Here is a 16,332-nt window from a genome sequence, read left to right as displayed (position 1 = left end):
AGCGATGGCTCCTCGAAGGTGGGGGAAGTGTCCGAGCAGGACGACTCAATCCTCGCATACGCGCGCGTGTGAGCCGGCTGAGCGAACGCTGCTGCTCAGCTGAGCGGGAGGCAGCGCGGAATCAGTACTCCGAGGGTTTCGCGAGCACGGCCATCGTGCACCTCGAGATGCACACGAGCTTGCCCGCGGCATCCGTGATCTTGATCTCCCAGACCTGGGTCGTGCGGCCGCGCGTGAGCGGCGAGGCCTCGCCGTAGACCCAGCCCTCCGCGACCGGTCGCACGTGGTTCGCGTTGATCTCCATGCCGACGCAGTAGAACTTCGCGGGGTCGACCGTGAGCGTCGAGCCCCAGCTCGCGAGCGTCTCGGCGAGGGCGACGGATGCTCCGCCGTGCAGCACCCCGCCGGGCTGGCGGGTGCGGTGGTCGACCGGCATGCGCCCCTTGAGGGAGCCGTCGGTGGTCTCGGTCAGCTCGATGCCGAGGGTGCGGATCAGGGTGTCGTCGCGCGCGTTTGCCCACTCCAGTGAGGGCTCGCCGAACCAGATGCTCATGCCGTCGAGTCTGGCACGCGGGCCGCAGCGGGGGTGCGAACCCGCGGCCTAGGCGAGCTCGGCGATGATCGGGTGCATGGCGTCGTCGAACGCCGAGGCATCCGATCGCAGCGAATCGGTCACCGCGACCGTCATGTCGCCGATCCACCAGACGCCCGACTCCGAGAGGGGCACGACCTCGACGTTGAGCTCGAAGGAATGGGCGCGGCGGCCGACCTCGCGTTCGTGTTCGGCGATCGTGCCGGCGTAGGCGCGGTACGAGTCGCCCCGGCGGGCGGCCGACGCGTTGCGATAGCCGTCGTGCGCCCAGTCGGCCCATGCTCGCGATGCCTCGGCGTGCGGCAGGATCGCGGCGGCGAACACCTCGGCGCCCGACGTCGGCAGTGCGACCTCGGTCTCGTAGGCGTCGACGAGCTCGAGCGGCACCGCCGACGGATGCGTCTCGGGCTCGACGGTCATCGCCCACCACGTGCGCCACTGCTGCTCGAGCAGGTCGTGCCGGTCGATCTCGAGGCGGTCGCCGACGGGGCCGACATCGCGCAGGCGCGGGAGTTCGACGGGGGAGGCGATGCCGAGCACTTCGCGCAGGTAGAGGGCGAGGAGGACCGGGCGACTCGCATTCTCACGGATCACCCACGACGGTGTGCCCCCCGGCTGCATGGCTGTATTTTAGTCCTCCGTTCAGGCAGCGGCACGGATAGGCACGCGGAACGCCTGCACGGCGCGGGTACGCTTGACGGGTGACCTCGAACTCGTCCTATGCCGCTGCCGGAGTCGACACGCACGCGGGTGATCTCGCCGTCGAACTGATGAAGGCGTCGGTCTCCGCCACTCACGGGCCGAACGTGCTCGGCGGGGTCGGCGGATTCGCCGGGCTCTTCGACCTCTCGTTCGCCAAGGACTACACGCGTCCGCTGCTCGCGACCTCGACCGACGGCGTCGGCACGAAGATCGCGATCGCGCAGGCGCTCGACAAGCACGACACGATCGGTCAGGACCTCGTGGGCATGGTCGTCGACGACATCGTCGTGGTGGGCGCGAAGCCGCTCTTCATGACCGACTACATCGCGTGCGGCAAGGTCGTGCCCGAGCGCATCGCCTCGATCGTCACGGGCATCGCCCGCGCCTGCGCCGAGACCGGCACCGCCCTCGTCGGCGGCGAGACCGCAGAGCACCCGGGCCTCATGGGCGCCGACGACTACGACGTCGCGGGTGCCGCGACGGGCATCGTCGAGGCCGACCGCCTGCTCGGCGCCGAGAAGGTCGAGTCGGGCGACGCCGTCATCGCGATCGCCTCGAGCGGACTGCACTCCAACGGCTTCTCGCTCGTCAGGCACATCCTCACGAGCGCCGGCATCGGGTACACCGATTCCTCGGCCGAACTCGGCACCACCTGGGGCGAGGCCCTCCTCGAGCCCACGCGCCTCTACACCGGCCAGCTCGTCGAGCTGCTCGCCGGCCCGCACGGCGATGCCGTGCACTCGCTCTCGCACGTCACGGGCGGCGGCATCGCCGCGAACCTCGCACGCGTGCTGCCGCTCGGCTCCTGGGTCGAGCTCGACCGCACGAGCTGGTCGCCGGCCCCCGTCTTCCGCGTGCTGAACGACCTGGCCGGCACGACGCTCGAGTCGACCGAGGGCACCTGGAACCTCGGCATCGGCTTCTTCGCCGTCGTGCGAGCGGATGCCGCGGCATCCGTCATTTCGGCGCTCGGCGCGCTGGGCCTCCCGTCATGGCAGGCGGGCACCGTGACGATCGGCGATCGCGACCTCTCCGGCTTCGAGCAGGGCGCCAAGGGCGTCGACGGCGGCGCCGTGCGACTCGTCGGCTCCTACGCGAGCTGATCGGCCGCCCCGTGCGCACGCCGGTCTCGATCGGGCTCATCGGCACGACGGATGCGTCGACCGTGGCGGCGCTCGCGCCCCGCGTCGAGCGGCTCGGGTTCCAGGCGCTGTGGCTCAACGACGTGCCCGGCGGGGACTCGTTGGCCGGGCTCCGCATCGCCGCGGCCGCGACCGAGCGACTCGGTCTCGCGACCGGCGTGATTCCGCTCGATCGGCGACCCGTCGAGACGCTCGACCTCGCGGGTCTTCCCGAGCGTCGCACGAGCGTCGGCATCGGCTCCGGCCGCGTCGCGCACCCGCTGGCACTCGTCGAGCAGGGGGTTGCGCACCTGCGCGAGCGCAGCGACGCCGAGATCGTGGTCGGCGCCCTCGGGCCGCGCATGCGACGGCTCGCCGCAGAACGGGCCGACGGAGTGCTCCTCAACTGGCTCACTCCGACGACGGCCGCCGCCACGACTGCAGAACTCCACGAGACGGCCGGCGCGCGCCGGGTCCGGTCGGTGCTCTACGTGCGAACCATCGCTGACGACGGCGCCCGAGCGGAGCTCGAGGCCGAGGCCGAACGGTACGAACAGGTGCCCGCATACGCCGCGAACTTCGCCCGCCTCGGCATCCGTGCGATCGACGCGACGATCGACGACGCGCGAGAGCTCGCCGCCTACGATTCCGCCGTCGACGAGATCGTGCTGCGTGTCATCACGCCCAGCGGGTCGCTCGACGAACTGGAACGATTCGTCGAGACGACCGCCGCGTGGCTCGAGCAGAGCGGGTAGTTCGCCGCAGCACGAACGCCTCGCCGTGTCGGTCAGCGGATGCCGCGGCATCCGCCGACCGGTCACCGCTGCGCCGAGCCTCGAGGGCCGGGTGTCTCGCGGTGGTGCGAGGTCGTTGCGAGCTGGAAGAGGAACGCGCGCCTATGCGCGCTGTTCGTCTCCTGCGACATAGGTGTCGTCATCGTCGGCGGCATACTCCGCCCACTTCGACGCCTCTTCGCTGTACTCGTCATGCGGCGAGCTCGTGAGCTCGCGCTCAAGCGCGTTGTAGTCGGTGTTCGGGCTGAAGTACTTCAGCTCCCGAGCGACTTTGGTGTGCTTGGCTTTCTGACGGCCGCGCCCCATGCGTGACCCCCTTACGGCATCTGGCCGGGTGGGATTTGGTCTTCACCCGGCGCTCATCTGATAAATGAATTCGTCCAACCGCCAGTTTAGCACCGCCGCAGACACGCTTCGGCGTACTGCACAGGCATGCCGGAGGACGTATGGTGGGCTTTCGGCTCGCGTGCTGCGAGCACACAGCAAGCCGTGCTGAGATTGTCAGGTGATGACGAGCCCCGAACGCGTGAAGGTCGTGGTGATCGGCGCCGGACAGGCCGGCTTGTCGGTCGCCTTCTATCTGCGTCGGTTCGAACTCGTGGCCGATGAGGACTTCGTCATGCTCGACCGCGCCCCCGGCCCCGGCGGCGCCTGGCAGCACCGTTGGTCGTCGCTCCGGCTCGGCACCGCCCACCGTGTGAACGACCTGCCCGGCATGTCGGAGCTCGGCCTGAGCTTCGACACCGCCGACCGCACCCTCCCCGCGAAAGACGTGGTCGCCGACTACTACGACCGGTTCGAGCAGCACTTCGACCTGCGCGTGCGACGGCCGATGAACGTGCGTCAGGTCGTGAACGACGGCGTCGACCTGCTCGTGCGCTACGAAGACCTCGCCCCGCAGCCCCTCGAGGAGGCGAAGGCGGCTCGAGGGCTCTTCGGCCGCCGGCGCAAGACGTTCGAGGAGCCGGCCGAACCCACGGCCCCGCAGCACCAGATCAGCACGCAGTTCCTCGTCAACGCGACGGGAACCTGGGGTTCGCCGTTCGTGCCGTACTACCCGGGCATGACCGAGTTCGCCGGCCGCCACGTGCACACCTCCGACTTCACCGCCGCAGAGGACTTCCGCGACAAGCACGTCGTGGTGGTCGGCGGCGGCACCTCGGCGATCGGGTTCATGCTCGAACTCGAGGAGGTCGCCGCCGGGCTCACCTGGGTCTCCCGTCGCCCGATCGACTGGCTCGACCGGCAGGAGCTCGACCTCGAAGGGGCATCCGCCGCCGTCGCCATGCAGGACGAGGCCGCACGCTCGGGCCGCGCACTGCCCTCGATCGTGAGCGGCACGGGCGTGCCGAAGAGCCGCCGTATCGCCGCCGGCATCGAGCGCGGGCTGCTCGTCGCGCGGCCCATGTTCGACCGCATCGAGGCCGACCGGGTGGTCTGGGAGGGCGACGATTCGGGCATGGCCCGGGCCGACGTCATCATCTGGGCCACGGGCTTCCGGCCCGACCTGCGCCACCTCTCGCCGTTGAAGCTGCGTGAGAAGGCCGGTGGCATCACGGTGGGGCAGGGTGCGGCGTGGAGCGACCCGCGCATCTTCCTCGCGGGCTACGGGCCGCAGGCCTCGACGATCGGGGCGAGCCGGGCCGGCCGCATGATCGCGCGCCAGATCATGGCGATGCTCTAGGCGGGACCCACCCCGTCACCCCTCGCGAGGCGCCTCAGCGTCGGGCCCCTCGGTGACCGACTCGTACGACTCGAGCACGAGCTCGGAGAGCACGCCGAGGTCGATGTCCGCGAGGTCCTTCAGGTAGAGGCAGGTCAGGCCGTTCGTGTGCGGCCCGAGCCGCTCGAGCAGCTCGGGGTGTTCGGTGAGTCCGGGGTTGAGGTAGACCGTCGTGGCGCCCTTGCGCGGCGAGAACGCCGCGGCCGGCGCATCGCCCTCGCGGCCGCTGTCGTACGTGTAGTGATACTCGCCGAAGCCGACGATCGTCGGCCCCCACATGCGCGGCTGCTCACCCGTGATGCGCGCGAACAGCGCGAGCAGCGTCTCCGCATCGCGGCGGCGCACGGGGTGCGCGACCCGGTCGATGAACTCGTGCACCGAGGCATCCGTGAATTCCGTGGCCATGGCCGGCAGCCTAACGCGGGCGCTTCTGATTCGCCTCGGAGAGCGGACGGCGCGGCACGGGGCGCACCGGCTCGCCGCGGCGGTCCTGGCCGGGCAGCGGGCGCGAGCGGCGGCCGTAGAGCAGGTCGGAGGAGTCGAGCAGCCACGGCACCAGCGCGACCGTGACGCCGTGCACGAGCAGCAGCTTCTGGCGGATGCGGCGGGCCTTGTGGTTGTGCAGGATGTTCTCCCACCAGTGGCCCACGATGTACTGCGGCATGTACACGGTCACGACCTCGGAGCCGTGCTCCTCGCGACGCGACTTGATGTACGTGATGAGCGGGTAGCTGAGGTCGCGGTAGGGCGAGTTCAGGATGCGCAGCTTCACGTGGATGTTCTGCTTGACCCAGTCCTTCTTGAGCTGCTTCGTCTGCTCCTCGTCGAGGGAGACGTGGATGGCCTCGAGCGAGTCGTGGCGGGCGGCGATCGCGTAGTCGAGCGCCTTGAGGGTCGGCTTCTGCATGCGGCCGACGAGCACGATCGCGTGGTCTCCGGTGGCGCCGAAGGTCGTGGTCGGGTCGACCTCGATCTCCCTCTCGACATCGCGGTAGTAGCGGTTCACGCCCATCATCAGGAAGAACAGGATCGGCATCAGCAGGAACACGATCCACGCGCCGTGCGTGAACTTCGTGACCGTGACCACGATGAGCACGACCGCGGTCATCGCGGCGCCGATCGCGTTGATCACGAGCGCGCGGAGGATCGCACCGCGAGTGAGCGGCGCTGGCGCGTCGGCGTCGGCGCGCGGGGCGCGCTTCGGCGCCCCCTTGGCCGGATGCCGCAGCCGCGAGAGCTCTCGCAGCCAATGCCGCACCATGCCCGTCTGGCCGAGCGTGAACGAGACGAAGACGCCGATGATGTAGAGCTGGATCAGGACGGTCAGGTTCGCCTGGAAGATCAGCAGGATGAGGGAGGCCGCGAGCGCGAGGATCACGACGCCGTTCGAGTAGATGAGGCGATCGCCGCGGGTCGACAGCGACTTCGGCGCGTAGCCGTCGCGGGCGAGCACCGAGCCGAGCAGCGGGAAGCCGTTGAACGCGGTGTTCGCCGCGAGCAGCAGCACGAGGGCGGTCGCCGCCTGGATCACGTAGAAGAACACGGTCGCGTCGCCGAAGGTCGCAGCGGCGACCTGCGCGATGAGGCTGCGCTGCGGTTCGGTCGCGCACTCGGTCCAGCCGATCAGATGGCATGGATTCTCGGCGTAGTGCACCTGCGAGATGAGCGCGACGGCCGTGAGGCCCGCGAACAGCACGATCGCGATGCCGCCCATGAGCACGAGCGTGCGCTGTGCGTTCTTCACCTTGGGGCGGCGGAACGCCGGCACGCCGTTCGAGATCGCCTCGACACCTGTCAGTGCGGAGCATCCGCTCGCGAAGGAGCGCAGCAGCAGCAGGATGATGCCCGCCTGGGTCAGCGACTCCGCCTCGACGCCGAACGTCGCCGACTCCGCCACCGGCGGATCGCCGAGGAGGGTGCGGGTCAGGCCGACGACGATCATCACGAAGACGCTGCCGATGAAGAGGTACGTCGGCACGGCGAACGCCTTCGACGACTCCGAGACGCCGCGCAGGTTGATCGCCGCGAGGATGATGACGAAGACGATCGCGAGCTCGACCCGGAACGGGTTCAGCTCGGGGATCGCCGAGATGATGTTGTCGACGCCCGACGCGACCGACACCACGACGGTCATGACGTAGTCGACGAGCAGGGCCGACGCGACGACGAGGCCCGCCTTCTCGCCCAGGTTGCGGTGGGCGACCTCGTAGTCGCCGCCGCCCGAGGGATAGGCGCGGATCAGCTGCCGGTAGCTCGCGACGACCGTCACGAGCAGCACGACGACCGCGAGCGCGACCCACGGCGCGAAGCTCAGGAAGGCGAGGCCGCCGACCATGAGGATCATCACGAGCTCCTGCGGCGCGTACGCCACCGACGAGAGCGGGTCGCTCGCGAAGATCGGGAGCGCGAAGCGCTTCGGGAGGAGCTGGCCCTCGAGTTTCTCTGTTGGCAGCGGGTCGCCGATGATCCAGTGCTTCGGCGACTTCAGCTCAGCCGGCGGTGTGTCCGCCTCATTCGTCACGGCGGTCGAGACTACACCCGCTTCAGGCGGTGTCAAGTGTGCCGCTCAGCAGTGCCTTGTAGAGTGGTGGCGATTCTTCGATCACTCGACTTCCGGGGGCACTTGTGAACCGTGCGGCGCAGCTCGCGCGTGGCTCGGCCACCGCTGTCGTCGCCCTGTTCCTCGCGGCCTTCTCGCACGGCGTCGCCGCCGGCGAGGCGCCCGGCGCCGTCGGGCTCCTGCTCGCGGGCATCGTCGCGCTCGGGGCATCCGTCGCCTTCGTCGGCCGCCGTGCGACACCGCTGCGCACGACGCTCGCGGTGATCGTCAGCCAGGGGGCCTTCCACCTGTTGTTCGGCGTCGGGGCGGGCGCCTCGAGCGGATCGTTCGTCATGAGCGGCGACGGACACCACCAGGCCGTGGCGTTCGTCGACGGCGGTGGCGCGGCCGCGGTCGGCCACGTGCACGCCGACACCGCCATGCTCCTCGGCCACGCGCTCGCCGCGGTCGCGACCATCTTCTACCTGCTCGCCGTCGAGCAGGCGGCGTGGCGAACCCTCACGGCGACCGCTCGCCGCTTCGTGCTGCGGCTCACTTCGCCGGTGCCGCAGCTCGCACCGCTCGCCTCCGTCGTTCGCCGCGTCTCCTCGGCGCGCGTGCCGCGGCTCAGATCACGACTCCGCTTCACCACCCTCGGTTCCCGGGGCCCGCCGCCCCTCCTCGCCTCCGCGTAATCCCGCCTATCGGCGGAACCCAGAGAATTCCGGATGCCCCTGCGGCCGCGCCAAGCGTGAGCACCGCCCGGCCCGGACCCGAGGAGAGAGACTCCCATCGCAATGAACACCCCGACGACCACAGCGACCACCCTCGACGTGCGGGAGCGCGCCACGCGCCTGCGCAGCGTGGTGCTCGCCGCCGCTGCGCTCACCGTCGCCGCCGGCATCACCCTGGCGGGCGCATCACCCGCCTTCGCGCACGACGAGCTGCTGGCCTCGAGCCCCGAACCCGGCCAGGTCTTCGAGACCGCACCCACCGAGGTCTCGCTCGAATTCTCGAACGACATCATCGAGGTCGGCACGGCGGTCGTCGTCGTCGACCACCACGGCGGCGACGTCGAGGTCGGCGACCCCGTGATCGCGGGCGCGCACGTCACGGCGGCGCTGCCCACCGACCTCGAGGGCGAATACCAGGTGCGCTGGCGCGCCGTCTCGAGTGACGGGCACCCCATCGAGGGCACGATCGACTTCGGCGTCGGCGCCGACGCCACGGGCGTTTGGACCGAGGAGCCGGTCCACGACGACGCGGCGACCGAAGAGGAGCCGGCCGACGGCGACCACGCCGAGGGCGACCACGACGAGGCCGATGCCACCGCCCAGAGCGGACCCGACGGCTGGGCCGTCGCCGGTTTCGTCGTCGGCGGGCTCGGGATCCTGGCGCTCGTCGTCGCCGTGATCCTGAACGCGAAGCGCAAGAGCGCCGGCCCCGGCGCGGGTTCGGGCGACGGATCCGGCGCGGGTGACGGCGCGGCCGGCACCGGCACCGGCACGTCCGGCGACGACGCCTGAGCCCGGGGGAGCAGAACACATGCGTTCCACTGCGATGACCCCTGCCCTCGGCGCCGCGCTCGCGGCCGTGCTCGCCCTCGCCGGGTGCGCCGGCGGGCAGCCCGCCGAGACCCCTGCCGCGTCGGTCCAGGCCGAGGCCGCGGCATCCGTGACCGTCACCGACGCCTGGGTGAAGGCCGGCGACGACGGCATGACCGCGCTCTTCGGCATGGTCGACAACGGCGGTGCCTCCTCGATCACCCTCTCGGGGGCCGAGACCGACGCCGCCGAGATGGCCGAGCTGCACGAGACGGTCGAGTCCGACGGCGCGATGACGATGCGCGAGAAGGAGGGCGGATTCGAGATCGAGGCGGGCGGCCACCTCATGCTCGAGCCCGGCGCGAACCACGTCATGCTCATGGGCCTGACCGGTCCGTTGCGCGCCGGTGACGAGGTCACCGTCACGCTCGCGTTCTCCGACGGCTCGACGCTCGACGTGGTCGCGCCCGTGAAGGACTACCAGGGCGCGAACGAACAGTACGACGAAGGCCACGAGGCGCACTGATGACCGGTGAACCCGGCGGTTCCGGGTTCTCGCGGCGGCATCTCCTGTTCGGAGGTGCCGCCGCGGCCGGAGCCGGTGCCGCGGTCGCGCTGGGCGCCTCCGCCGCGATGCGGGCGGGCGTCGACGGAGCGGATGCCACGGGTGCTGGTGCAGGTTCCGCCGCCGGTGGCGCCGTCGCGGCGACCGCCGTCGGCGCGACGGTCGTGCCGTTCCACGGCACGCACCAGGCGGGCATCGAGACGCCGCCGCAGTCGCACGCGCTCTTCATCGCGCTCGACCTCCTGCCCGAGGTCGATGCTGCGTCGCTTCGCCGCATGCTGCGGGTGCTGAGCGACGATGCCGCTCGCGTGACGCAGGGGCGCGCGCCCCTCGCCGATACCGAACCCGAGCTCGCCGAGGTGCCCGCACGGCTCACCGTCACGTTTGGCTTCGGGCCGGGGCTCGTCGCCCGAGCCGGTGCAGCGGCCCCGAGCTGGCTCCGCCCGCTGCCGCCGTTCGGCATCGACCGGCTCGAACCGCGCTGGAACGACGGTGACCTGCTCCTGCAGATCGGCGCCGACGACGCGGTGACGGTCTCGCACGCGGCGCGCATGCTCTTGAAGGATGCGCGCAGTTTCGGGGTCGTGCGCTGGACGCAGCGCGGCTTCCGCCGCGCGGCGGGCTCGGAGCCCGAGGGCCGCACGATGCGGAACCTGTTCGGCCAGCTCGACGGCACCGTCAACCCGAAGCCGGGCACTGCGGACTTCGACGAGCTCGTCTGGTCGGGGGGCGAACCCGGGTGGATGGCCGGCGGCACCTCGATGGTGCTGCGGCGCATCGCGATGGACCTCGACGGGTGGGACCGGGTCGATCGGCCCGGGCGCGAGGCATCCGTCGGTCGCAGGCTGGCCTCCGGCGCGCCGCTGACCGGCGAGCGCGAGCACGACGAGCCCGACTTCGCGGCGCTCGGCCCCGTGGGCTTTCCGGTCATCCCCGACTTCTCGCACCTGCGGCGGTCGAGGAGCGACGAGCCCGGAGAGCGCATCTACCGGCGCGGGTACAACTACGACGAGGCGCCCGCCGGCGAATCCGTCTCGGATGCCGGGCTGCTGTTCGCCTCGTTCCAGGCGGATGTCGACCGGCAGTTCGTGCCGATCCAGCGGCGGCTCGACGAGCTCGACCTGCTCAACGAGTGGACGACGCCCGTGGGCTCGGCGGTGTTCGCGATCCCGCCGGGCTGCGCCGAGGGCGGCTACATCGGGGACACGCTCGTCTGAGGCGGCGCGAGGTCGATGACCCAGTCGTTCGTGTGCAGCACGAGGCCGGGCTTCGCCTCGAACGCCTCCTCGCCGAGCAGTCGGAACCCCGCCTTGCGGCAGACGGCGTTCGACGGCGGGTTGTCGACCCGCGGGTAGGCGTGCACCGGCAGCTCCTCGCCGGCGGAGCGAGCCGCGTCGAGCATCGCGAGCACCGCGGCCGGGGCGATGCCCTGGCCGCGGTACTCGGCCTCGACCGACCAACCGGCCTCGAGGGCGGGAGCGCCGTGCCAGTCGTGCTGCCAGTAGCCCACGATGCCGACGCCCTCGGGGTGGCCGGGGATCACGATGCGGAACTGGTGGGCCGTGCCCTCGCGTCGCATGCGGAGGTAGCGCTCGTGCCGGGCGAGCACCTGCTCGTCGTTCTCGGGGCCGCCGAGCTGGTCCATGAGCTCGTGCGTGTTCGCGCGGTGCAGCAGGGCGAGGTCGTCATCGGACCATGGGCGCAGCTCGATCGAGGGCATGCGAACATCACACCACCGCCCGCAGACACCGACGAAGAAAGGGCGGCGCCCCGGGGGAGGCGCCGCCCGGTTCAGGGACTCGAGATGGACTCTGGCTAGTGGTCGCCGAGCGTCGCGAGCACGTCGGCCCGCACTTGCGCGAGTCGTGCGCGCAGCAGGGTGACCGTCTCGGGGGAGACCCGCCCGCGGCTCGCCCGCGTGCGGAGGTCGGTGCGCAGCTGCTGGCGGAACTCGCTCAGCACGAGGTCGGCCTCGTGCACCGCGCGGCTCGTCTCGGCGCGGGCGTCGCCGCCCCAGCCGGTGGTCGAGGTGCTGCCGGTCGTCGCCGCCGAAGCCGGCATCTTCGTCGACGCGCGCTTGGCCTCGCGGGCGGCGCTCGCGAGTTCGGCGCGGAGCGACCGCATCGCGTCGTTGACCTCGGCACGCACCCCGTCGGCGAGGCGGCGCACCGAGTCGGTGACCTCGTTCTCGATGCCGTCGAGCTCGTCGCGACGGGCCTCGAGTTCAGCGCGGCCGGCATCGGTGATCTCGTAGACGGTCTTGCGGCCGTCGGTGGTCTTCGAGACGAGGCCCTCCTCCTCGAGCTTCGAGAGCCGTGGATAGATCGTGCCGGCGCTGGGGCTGTAGGTGCCGCCGAATCGGTCGGAGAGCGCCTGGATCAGCTCGTAGCCGTGTCGCGGCTGTTCGTCGAGCAGGGCGAGCAGGTAGAGGCGCAGGCTGCCGTGGGCGAAGACGGGCGGGGTCATGCGGATGCCTCGTCGTCGCTCGGCCCCGAACCGCTCGACGTCGCGGAGCTGCCCGCACCCGCGGCATCCGCTGTCGTGCTCGCCGTCTCGCGGCGCATGACGGAGATCGAACCCGAGACGCTGTTGGCGCCGAGGTCGAGCCAGGAGCCCGAGAGTTCGCCGGTGACGCGCTCGAAGCCCTTGCCGAGCATGCCCCTGATCGTCGTGTCGTCGATGAGCACCGTGCCGCCGACGGTGTTGATGCGGTAGCGGGCGCCGGATCCGGGGGCGAAGCGCACCGTGAGGTTGCCCGCGACGGTGTTGGTGTCGACCCGATCGGGCGTGCCGAACGCGTCGAGGATCATGTTGCCCGAGACCGTGTCGGCGTTGAAGGAGCGCACGTCGCCCGTGGCGACGACGTCGCCCGACACCGAGTGCGCGGTGATGCGGCCGGTGTGGTTGCCCGCCGAGACCTCGCCCGAGACGGTCGAGAGCTCGACGTCGCCCTCGTGGTTGTCGAGCACGAGGTCGCCCGACACGGTCGAGAGCTTCGCATCGGTCGTGAATCCCGAGACGAGCGTGTCGCCGGAGACCATGCCGAGCTTCATGGCCACGTGGCGCGGCGCGAGGATCGACACCTCGGCCTTCGCGTTGCCGGCCCAGCCCTTGAAGACGTCGATGAAGTTGTCCCACCGCAGCTGCGGGTGGTCGATCTCGAGGGAGTCGCCGTCGATCTCGACCTTCAGGTCCTTGCCGGTGACGTTCGAGATCTCGATGCGGGCGCCGGGCTCGTCGTGGGCGATCACGTCGACCTTGCCGCCGATGAGGCTGACCTTGAGCTTGCGAACCAGTTCGAGGTCGATGACCCGGGTCTCTCCGGGGTTGATGACCCACTTCTCGATGGACATGCCGTGCTCCTTCTGTCGCGGTTGCGTTCGCTGTGCGAGGTGCGGGATGCAGCGGCATCCGATGCCCTCGAAATCTCTGACGCGATATATCGCGTATTTGTCTCTGAACACGATATATCGCGTTTGCGCGCAGTGCAAGTCCTGCCGGATGCCGCGGCGCTTGACATTGACGTGGCGTCAACCTTTACCGGTGCAGGCACGGGGGGTGAATGCCCCACGATCAGGAGAGAGGAGCCGCCGTGGACTGGTCGATCCAGGAGATCGCGAAGCTCGCCGGCACGACGAGCCGCACCCTGCGTCACTACGACGACATCGGGCTGCTCCCGCCGACGCGCATCGGCTCGAACGGCTATCGGCGCTACGACGACGCCGCGCTCGTGCGCCTGCAGCGCATCCTGTTGCTGCGGGAGCTCGGGCTCGGACTCCCCGCGATCGGCGAGGTGCTCGACCGCGAGGCGAGCGCCCCCCATGCGCTGCGCAGCCACCTCGAGTGGCTCCGCGGCGAGCAGGACCGGCTGGCGCGGCAGATCGCGTCGGTCGAGCACACCATCGGAGCATTGGAAGGAGGTGAACGACTCATGGCGGAGAACATGTTCGACGGCTTCGACCACACCCGGTACAAGGAGGAGGTCGAAGAGCGTTGGGGCACGGACGCGTACGCGAAGAGCGACGCGTGGTGGCGCTCGATGAGCGCCGACGAGAAGGCCGAGTGGCAGCAGCGGATGTCGCAGCTGGGCCGTGACTGGATCGCGGCGTACGAGCGGGGCGTCGACCCCGCGGGCGACGAGGCGCAGGCGCTCGCGCAGCGCCAGTTCGACTGGTTGCGCGGCATCCCGGGCACGCCCGGCGGCGGCGGAGCGGGCCCGAGCAAGGAGTACTTCCTCGGCCTCGCCGAGATGTACGTGGCCGACGAGCGCTTCGGCGCGAACTACGGCGGCCGGGCGGGTGCCGAGTTCGTGCGCGACGCGATGACCGCGTACGCCGAGCGCGAGCTCTAACGCGAGCTCAGCGCGAACCGGCGATCGCGGTCACGGCGTGGCCGCGCGACAGGTGCAGTCGCCCCCGAGGTGTCCCGACCTCGGGGGCGACTGCCGTCTCTGCGCGGTCAGGCCGCGGGCTCCGGTGAGGGCGCGGGGCTGACGGGCGGCGCGGGCGCCACGGCATCCGTCGGCTCGACGCTCGGTGCACTCGACTCGCTGGACCTCGTCGCCGGGCGCTTGATCGCGAACATCGGGATCGTGTACCCGCACAGCGGGCCGATGAGCAGGGCGAAGGCGACCGTGCCGATGCCGACGTTGCCGCCGAGCGCCCAGCCGATCGCGAGCACGATGAGCTCGATGCCCGTGCGCACGATCCAGATCTTCCAGCCGGTGACGCGGTGGAGGCCCGTCATGAGGCCGTCGCGCGGGCCGGGGCCGAAGTGCGCGCCGATGTAGAGGCCGGTCGCGATGGCCAGCACGACGATGCCGGCGGGAAGCAGCAGTACGCGCACCCAGAGGTCGAGTCCCGGCGGAATGAGCCAGAGGCCGATGTCGGCCGAGGGGCCGACGAGCAGTGCGTTCATGACGGTGCCGAAGCCGAGCCGCTGCCGGATCGGGATCCAGAGCAGCAGCACGATGCCGCTGAGCACCACGGTGATGAGGCCGAAGCCGAGGCCCGTCTGCTTCGCGATGCCCTGGGTCAGCACGTCCCACGGGGCGACGCCGAGCTCACCGCGCACGATGAGCGCGATTCCGAGGCCGTAGAGGAACAGGCCGACGAAGAGCTGCACGAATCGGCGCACGAGTACGGGCGTCGAATCGGCTGTGGTGAAACGGATGGTGCGGCGCATTCTGCAATCCAATTACACGATTGGCCTGTTCGCAAAGAGCCAATTCGTCTAAAGTGGCTCGAATGGCGGAGTCCACACTGAGTGCACGAGCGCTCGACACCCTGCTCGGCGACTGGCGCAGCGGCGCCGGCAGCGCGTACCACGCGCTCGCCGAGCGCATCCGGCTGCTCGTGCTCGACGGGCGCATCCCCGTCGACACCCGCCTGCCGGCCGAACGCGACCTCGCCGAGCGCCTCGGCCTCAGTCGCACGACCGTGACCGCGGCCTACCGGCACCTGCGCGAGCAGGGGCTCGTGCTGAGCGTGCGCGGCTCGGGCAGCGTTGCGCGACTGCCCGGTGCGCCGACCGTGCTGCCCCCGGCGCCGGCCGCCGACTACATCGACTTCTCGAAGGCGGCACCGCCCGCCCTGCCCTGGCTGCCCGACCTCGCCCGACAGGCCGTGGACGACCTGCCCGAGCACCTCGGCGACGCCGGATTCGACCCGATCGGCACTCCCGCGCTGCGCGCGGCGATCGCCGATCGCTACACGGCACGCGGGCTCCCGACGACGCCGGAGCAGATCATGGTCACGATCGGCGCGCAGCATGCGATCGCCCTGCTCTCGCGCGCGCTCATCGGCCGCGGCGACCGGGCGATCATCGAGGCGCCGACCTATCCGCATGCGTACGAGGCGCTCCGCGCTGCCGGAGCCCGGCTCGTGCCGGTCGGGGTCGCGCCTCGAGACGGCTCCGACCCGAGCGGCAGGGCCGAGTCCGAGGCGCTCGTGCGAGCGATCGGCCACTCGAACCCCGTCGCCGCCTACCTGATGCCCGACTTCCAGAACCCCACCGGGCGCTCCATGAGCGCCGAGACGCGTGAGCGCGTGCTCGACGCGGCCGCCCGGCAGGGCACGGTCATCGTCGCCGACGAGACCACCGGCGAGCTCGACATCGACCGCCCCGAGTCGTTGCTGCCGATGGCCGCCTACGGCCCGGCGATCATGGTGGGCTCGGTCGGCAAGACCGTCTGGGGCGGCGTGCGCGTCGGCTGGATCCGCGCCGACCGCCCGCTCATCCGCCGCCTGCTCGCCGTGCGATCACCGGGCGACCTCGGCACGCCGATCATCGAGCAGCTCCTCGTGACCCGCGCGCTGCCGCACATGGACGACATCCTCGACCTGCGCCGCGAGCAACTGCGCGCCGGGCGCGACCGGCTCGAGGGGCTGCTCGCGCAGTCGTTCCCCGAGTGGCACGTGCCGCACGTCGACGGCGGCATCGTGACCTGGGTCGGCCTCGGCGCGGCGGTGAGCTCGCAGCTCGCGCTCGCCGCGCGATCGCAGGGGCTCATCATCGCCGCAGGGCCGAGGTTCGGCATCGACGGTGCGTTCGAGCGGTTCCTGCGATTGCCCATCTGCTATCCGGCCGAGACGACGGATGCCGCGGTGCAGGCGCTCGCCCGCGCCTGGCGCTCCCTCTCGGGGGCCGCGCCGGTGCCCGACCAGAGCCTGCTCGCCTCGGTGATCTGAGCTGTCGAGCCGCTGAGCCTCGAAGCCGCTGAGCGGCGCCTCCGATTGTTCACGTGCTGGGCA

General features: G+C 71.0%; 18 protein-coding genes. 9 read left to right on the top strand and 9 right to left on the bottom strand.

Annotated elements, in window-relative coordinates:
* Window positions 1–121: 121 nt before the first annotated feature.
* Window positions 122–553, bottom strand: coding sequence for a hotdog fold thioesterase (locus tag ACFCVM_RS08815; protein ID WP_375835748.1), 432 nt, complete (start codon window positions 551–553; stop codon window positions 122–124).
* Between the two features lie 48 nt (window positions 554–601).
* Window positions 602–1,213: a zinc-binding alcohol dehydrogenase gene (locus tag ACFCVM_RS08810; RefSeq protein ID WP_375835747.1), complete on the bottom strand. Its 612-nt coding sequence runs from the start codon at window positions 1,211–1,213 to the stop codon at window positions 602–604.
* Between the two features lie 80 nt (window positions 1,214–1,293).
* Here ACFCVM_RS08810 and purM point away from each other — a divergent pair, with 80 nt between their 5' ends.
* Window positions 1,294–2,397 (top strand): phosphoribosylformylglycinamidine cyclo-ligase, encoded by a 1,104-nt coding sequence (purM, locus tag ACFCVM_RS08805; protein ID WP_375835746.1) that lies wholly within the window; start codon window positions 1,294–1,296, stop codon window positions 2,395–2,397.
* 11 nt (window positions 2,398–2,408) lie between these two features.
* Window positions 2,409–3,170: an LLM class flavin-dependent oxidoreductase gene (locus ACFCVM_RS08800; protein WP_375835745.1), complete on the top strand. Its 762-nt coding sequence runs from the start codon at window positions 2,409–2,411 to the stop codon at window positions 3,168–3,170.
* Window positions 3,171–3,311: 141 nt separating this feature from the next.
* Here ACFCVM_RS08800 and ACFCVM_RS08795 read toward each other — a convergent pair whose 3' ends face one another.
* Complete coding sequence (locus tag ACFCVM_RS08795) at window positions 3,312–3,515, bottom strand: DUF3073 domain-containing protein (protein ID WP_056654186.1); 204 nt, start codon at window positions 3,513–3,515, stop codon at window positions 3,312–3,314.
* Between the two features lie 202 nt (window positions 3,516–3,717).
* Here ACFCVM_RS08795 and ACFCVM_RS08790 point away from each other — a divergent pair, with 202 nt between their 5' ends.
* Window positions 3,718–4,893 carry an NAD(P)-binding domain-containing protein gene (locus tag ACFCVM_RS08790; RefSeq protein ID WP_375835744.1) on the top strand — a complete coding sequence of 392 codons (1,176 nt, stop codon included), beginning with the start codon at window positions 3,718–3,720 and terminating at the stop codon, window positions 4,891–4,893.
* Window positions 4,894–4,908: 15 nt separating this feature from the next.
* On the opposite strand, the gene ACFCVM_RS08785 is transcribed toward ACFCVM_RS08790, so the two are convergent.
* On the bottom strand, window positions 4,909–5,337 hold the full coding sequence (locus ACFCVM_RS08785; protein ID WP_375835743.1) for a DUF1801 domain-containing protein: 429 nt from the start codon (window positions 5,335–5,337) through the stop codon (window positions 4,909–4,911).
* Between the two features lie 10 nt (window positions 5,338–5,347).
* Window positions 5,348–7,453 carry an APC family permease gene (locus ACFCVM_RS08780; protein WP_375835742.1) on the bottom strand — a complete coding sequence of 702 codons (2,106 nt, stop codon included), beginning with the start codon at window positions 7,451–7,453 and terminating at the stop codon, window positions 5,348–5,350.
* 104 nt (window positions 7,454–7,557) lie between these two features.
* Here ACFCVM_RS08780 and ACFCVM_RS08775 point away from each other — a divergent pair, with 104 nt between their 5' ends.
* The 4 genes from ACFCVM_RS08775 to ACFCVM_RS08760 all read left to right on the top strand — a co-directional run bounded on the left by ACFCVM_RS08775 (window position 7,558) and on the right by ACFCVM_RS08760 (window position 10,797).
* Entirely contained in the window at window positions 7,558–8,166 is a 609-nt protein-coding gene (locus ACFCVM_RS08775; protein ID WP_375835741.1) for a hypothetical protein, read from the top strand.
* Between the two features lie 102 nt (window positions 8,167–8,268).
* Window positions 8,269–8,997 (top strand): copper resistance protein CopC, encoded by a 729-nt coding sequence (locus ACFCVM_RS08770; RefSeq protein ID WP_375835740.1) that lies wholly within the window; start codon window positions 8,269–8,271, stop codon window positions 8,995–8,997.
* A 19-nt stretch (window positions 8,998–9,016) separates the two neighbouring features.
* Entirely contained in the window at window positions 9,017–9,541 is a 525-nt protein-coding gene (locus ACFCVM_RS08765) for a copper chaperone PCu(A)C (RefSeq protein ID WP_375835739.1), read from the top strand.
* A complete protein-coding gene (locus ACFCVM_RS08760) occupies window positions 9,541–10,797 on the top strand; it encodes a Dyp-type peroxidase (RefSeq protein WP_375835738.1) in 1,257 nt (418 codons plus the stop codon). The genes ACFCVM_RS08765 and ACFCVM_RS08760 overlap by 1 nt, the downstream gene beginning before the upstream one ends.
* Here ACFCVM_RS08760 and ACFCVM_RS08755 read toward each other — a convergent pair.
* The 3 genes from ACFCVM_RS08755 to ACFCVM_RS08745 form a co-directional block, all read right to left on the bottom strand.
* On the bottom strand, window positions 10,773–11,300 hold the full coding sequence (locus ACFCVM_RS08755; RefSeq protein ID WP_375835737.1) for a GNAT family N-acetyltransferase: 528 nt from the start codon (window positions 11,298–11,300) through the stop codon (window positions 10,773–10,775). The genes ACFCVM_RS08760 and ACFCVM_RS08755 overlap by 25 nt on opposite strands.
* Window positions 11,301–11,395: 95 nt before the next feature.
* A complete protein-coding gene (locus tag ACFCVM_RS08750) occupies window positions 11,396–12,046 on the bottom strand; it encodes a PadR family transcriptional regulator (RefSeq protein ID WP_375835736.1) in 651 nt (216 codons plus the stop codon).
* Window positions 12,043–12,933 (bottom strand): DUF4097 domain-containing protein, encoded by an 891-nt coding sequence (locus ACFCVM_RS08745; RefSeq protein ID WP_375835735.1) that lies wholly within the window; start codon window positions 12,931–12,933, stop codon window positions 12,043–12,045. Before ACFCVM_RS08745 ends, ACFCVM_RS08750 begins: the two co-directional genes overlap by 4 nt.
* Before the next feature lie 239 nt (window positions 12,934–13,172).
* Between ACFCVM_RS08745 and ACFCVM_RS08740 the strand changes: the two genes are divergently transcribed.
* Window positions 13,173–13,931 carry a MerR family transcriptional regulator gene (locus ACFCVM_RS08740; RefSeq protein ID WP_375835734.1) on the top strand — a complete coding sequence of 253 codons (759 nt, stop codon included), beginning with the start codon at window positions 13,173–13,175 and terminating at the stop codon, window positions 13,929–13,931.
* Between the two features lie 107 nt (window positions 13,932–14,038).
* Here the strand turns inward: ACFCVM_RS08740 and ACFCVM_RS08735 are convergent, their stop codons facing one another.
* Entirely contained in the window at window positions 14,039–14,764 is a 726-nt protein-coding gene (locus ACFCVM_RS08735; RefSeq protein WP_375835733.1) for a YitT family protein, read from the bottom strand.
* A gap of 62 nt (window positions 14,765–14,826) precedes the next feature.
* Here ACFCVM_RS08735 and ACFCVM_RS08730 point away from each other — a divergent pair, with 62 nt between their 5' ends.
* Entirely contained in the window at window positions 14,827–16,269 is a 1,443-nt protein-coding gene (locus ACFCVM_RS08730; protein WP_375835732.1) for a PLP-dependent aminotransferase family protein, read from the top strand.
* The last annotated feature ends 63 nt before the right edge of the window (window positions 16,270–16,332 follow it).

Origin of the sequence: Agromyces sp. NPDC056389 (genome assembly GCF_042262385.1) — a bacterium.
In the GTDB taxonomy this organism is placed as follows: domain Bacteria; phylum Actinomycetota; class Actinomycetes; order Actinomycetales; family Microbacteriaceae; genus Agromyces.
This window is presented reverse-complemented; position numbering and strand designations above follow the sequence as displayed.

What these genes read in the sequence shown, in the direction of transcription:
- ACFCVM_RS08815 (WP_375835748.1), bottom strand. Translation starts at nt 553, where the DNA reads ATGAGCATCTGGTTCGGCGAGCCCTCACTGGAGTGGGCAAACGCGCGC.
- ACFCVM_RS08810 (WP_375835747.1), bottom strand. Translation starts at nt 1,213, where the DNA reads ATGCAGCCGGGGGGCACACCGTCGTGGGTGATCCGTGAGAATGCGAGT.
- ACFCVM_RS08795 (WP_056654186.1), bottom strand. Translation starts at nt 3,515, where the DNA reads ATGGGGCGCGGCCGTCAGAAAGCCAAGCACACCAAAGTCGCTCGGGAG.
- ACFCVM_RS08790 (WP_375835744.1), top strand. Translation starts at nt 3,718, where the DNA reads ATGACGAGCCCCGAACGCGTGAAGGTCGTGGTGATCGGCGCCGGACAG.
- ACFCVM_RS08785 (WP_375835743.1), bottom strand. Translation starts at nt 5,337, where the DNA reads ATGGCCACGGAATTCACGGATGCCTCGGTGCACGAGTTCATCGACCGG.
- ACFCVM_RS08770 (WP_375835740.1), top strand. Translation starts at nt 8,269, where the DNA reads ATGAACACCCCGACGACCACAGCGACCACCCTCGACGTGCGGGAGCGC.
- ACFCVM_RS08765 (WP_375835739.1), top strand. Translation starts at nt 9,017, where the DNA reads ATGCGTTCCACTGCGATGACCCCTGCCCTCGGCGCCGCGCTCGCGGCC.
- ACFCVM_RS08760 (WP_375835738.1), top strand. Translation starts at nt 9,541, where the DNA reads ATGACCGGTGAACCCGGCGGTTCCGGGTTCTCGCGGCGGCATCTCCTG.
- ACFCVM_RS08755 (WP_375835737.1), bottom strand. Translation starts at nt 11,300, where the DNA reads ATGCCCTCGATCGAGCTGCGCCCATGGTCCGATGACGACCTCGCCCTG.
- ACFCVM_RS08750 (WP_375835736.1), bottom strand. Translation starts at nt 12,046, where the DNA reads ATGACCCCGCCCGTCTTCGCCCACGGCAGCCTGCGCCTCTACCTGCTC.
- ACFCVM_RS08745 (WP_375835735.1), bottom strand. Translation starts at nt 12,933, where the DNA reads ATGTCCATCGAGAAGTGGGTCATCAACCCCGGAGAGACCCGGGTCATC.
- ACFCVM_RS08735 (WP_375835733.1), bottom strand. Translation starts at nt 14,764, where the DNA reads ATGCGCCGCACCATCCGTTTCACCACAGCCGATTCGACGCCCGTACTC.
- ACFCVM_RS08730 (WP_375835732.1), top strand. Translation starts at nt 14,827, where the DNA reads ATGGCGGAGTCCACACTGAGTGCACGAGCGCTCGACACCCTGCTCGGC.